Annotated in this window: 1 protein-coding gene, 1 tRNA gene and 1 pseudogene; all 3 read left to right on the top strand. The window is 69.3% G+C overall.

The genetic code is table 11. The features are described from left to right. The first annotated feature begins 107 nt into the window (after window positions 1–107). Window positions 108–198: transfer RNA gene (locus ACT6Y9_RS10670), tRNA-Ser, on the top strand. Window positions 199–347: 149 nt separating this feature from the next. Next, window positions 348–866: pseudogene (scpB, locus tag ACT6Y9_RS10665) on the top strand (SMC-Scp complex subunit ScpB); the annotation flags it as partial. An 85-nt stretch (window positions 867–951) separates the two neighbouring features. After that, window positions 952–2,047: 23S rRNA pseudouridine(2605) synthase RluB (gene rluB, locus ACT6Y9_RS10660; protein ID WP_443744512.1), on the top strand; the 1,096-nt coding region annotated here is incomplete at its 3' end.

Genomic DNA, 2,047 nt, shown 5'->3' with positions numbered 1-2,047 from the left:
TCTGCGGACGGTCCCGGCGCTTCGTCATCTCCGGCGCCGGATTTTTTCGTCCGGCCTCTTGCTTTTTTCTCCCGGGCTCTGTAATATTCGACTCCTCTCTTGGACACGGAAGGGTGGCAGAGAGGTCGAATGCGCCGGACTCGAAATCCGGTATACGGTTATACCGTATCGTGGGTTCAAATCCCACCCCTTCCGCCAGTTGCCTCCAGGAGAAGAAAAACGTCCCGGACCGAACGGTTCGGGCTTTTTTTTGCCTGATCGTTCGGCATTCTTCTTAGAATGGCGGACGTCAGACGTCGTCGGCGCCCCACGGGGCGCCGCAGCGCCTTCACCGCAGGGCCCCGACCATGGCTGAATTCACGCCGCAGACGATTCTCGAGGCCGCGCTCCTCACCGCGGGCCGCCCCCTCACGATCCGCGAGATGCGGCGGCTCTTCAAGGACGAGCCCACCGCGAAGCAGATCCGCACCGAACTCGAGGCGCTTGCGCGCTCGTGGGAGGACCGCGCGATGCGGCTCGAGGAGACCGCGGACGGCGGCTGGCGCTTCCGTACGGCCCCCGGAGCCATGACGTGGCTCTCGCGGCTCGCCGAGGAGCGCCCCGCGCGCTATTCGCGCGCTGCGATGGAGACGCTCGCCATCATCGCCTACCGGCAGCCCGTGACCCGCGGCGACATCGAGGAGATCCGCGGCGTCGGGGTCAACCCGGCGATCATCCGGCAGTTCGAGGACCGCGGGTGGATCGAGACGGTGGGATGGCGCGAGACGCCGGGTCGCCCGGCGCTCTTGGGCACGACGAAGACCTTTTTGACGGATCTTGGGATCCGGAGCCTGGCGGAGCTCCCCAATCTTGCCGCAACCGCGCCGGAGGAGTTCGCCTTGGGCGACGAAAATCCGCAAGCGCAGGAATCGCCCGGAATCGGCTCGATGCAGCTGCAGGAGGAACTGAATTTTGACGAAGAACAACCGGGGCCGTCCGCAGACGGCCGAAAAGAAGCGCACGCCCTTCAGGGCGCCGATGAAGAAGCCCCGTCCGGTGAAACGCCCGGACCGGGAGGCCGACCGCCCGCAGACGGCTGAGGCGGCCGCGGCCGCCGCCGCCCTCGCCGGCATTGCGACCGAGAAGCTCCAGAAGGCCCTCGCCGACGCGGGCTGGGGGTCGCGGCGCGAAATGGAGCGCCTCATCGAGTCGGGCGTCGTGACGGTGAATGGGCTCCCCGCCAAGTTGGGCGACCGCGTGGGCCCCGAGGACGTGATCCGCGTCGAAGGGCGCGCCGTGCGCCGCGCCGCCCCGCAGCCGGGCGACGCGCCGCGCGTGCTCATCTACCACAAGCCCGCGGGCGAGATCGTCTCGCGCGACGACCCCGAGGGGCGTCCGAGCGTCTTCGCGCACCTGCCGCGCGTGCCGGGCGGGCGCTGGATCGCCGTGGGGCGCCTCGACTTCAACACCGAGGGACTCCTCATCTTCACGACCTCCGGGGCGCTCGCCAACCGCCTGATGCACCCGCGCTACGAGATGGAGCGTGAGTACGCCGTGCGCACTGCGGGCGAACTCACCCCCGAGGCCGAGCAACAGCTGCTCGATGGGGTCGAACTCGAGGACGGTCCGGCGAAATTTGAAACGCTCGAGGACGAGGGCGGGCGCGGCCTCAACCACTGGTACACGGTGACGATCCGCGAAGGCCGCAACCGCGAGGTGAGGCGCCTCTTCGAGGCGGTGAACCTCACCGTCTCGCGCCTCATCCGCGTGCGCTACGGCGCCGTGGAGCTCCCGCCGGGGCTCCTGCGCGGCAAGATGAAGGAGCTCGAACCCGTCGACGTGAAGCGCTGGATCGCCGAACTCGACCGCATCGACCGCTCCGTCACGCCCGAGGAGGCCGCCGAGAAGGCCGCGGAGGTGAAGGCGGAGAAGGCCGCCGCGCGCATCCGCTGGCGCGAGCGCATGGAGAAGGAGGAGGCCGAGGCCGCCCGCCGTCCGCGCCGCGAGGAGCGCGCGGGCCGCAATGACTCCGACCGCACGGGCGTGCCCTTCAAGGAGAGGCGCGACA

The sequence above is a fragment of the Sutterella sp. genome, assembly GCF_052272535.1.
Lineage (GTDB): Bacteria > Pseudomonadota > Gammaproteobacteria > Burkholderiales > Burkholderiaceae_F > Sutterella.
This window is presented reverse-complemented; position numbering and strand designations above follow the sequence as displayed.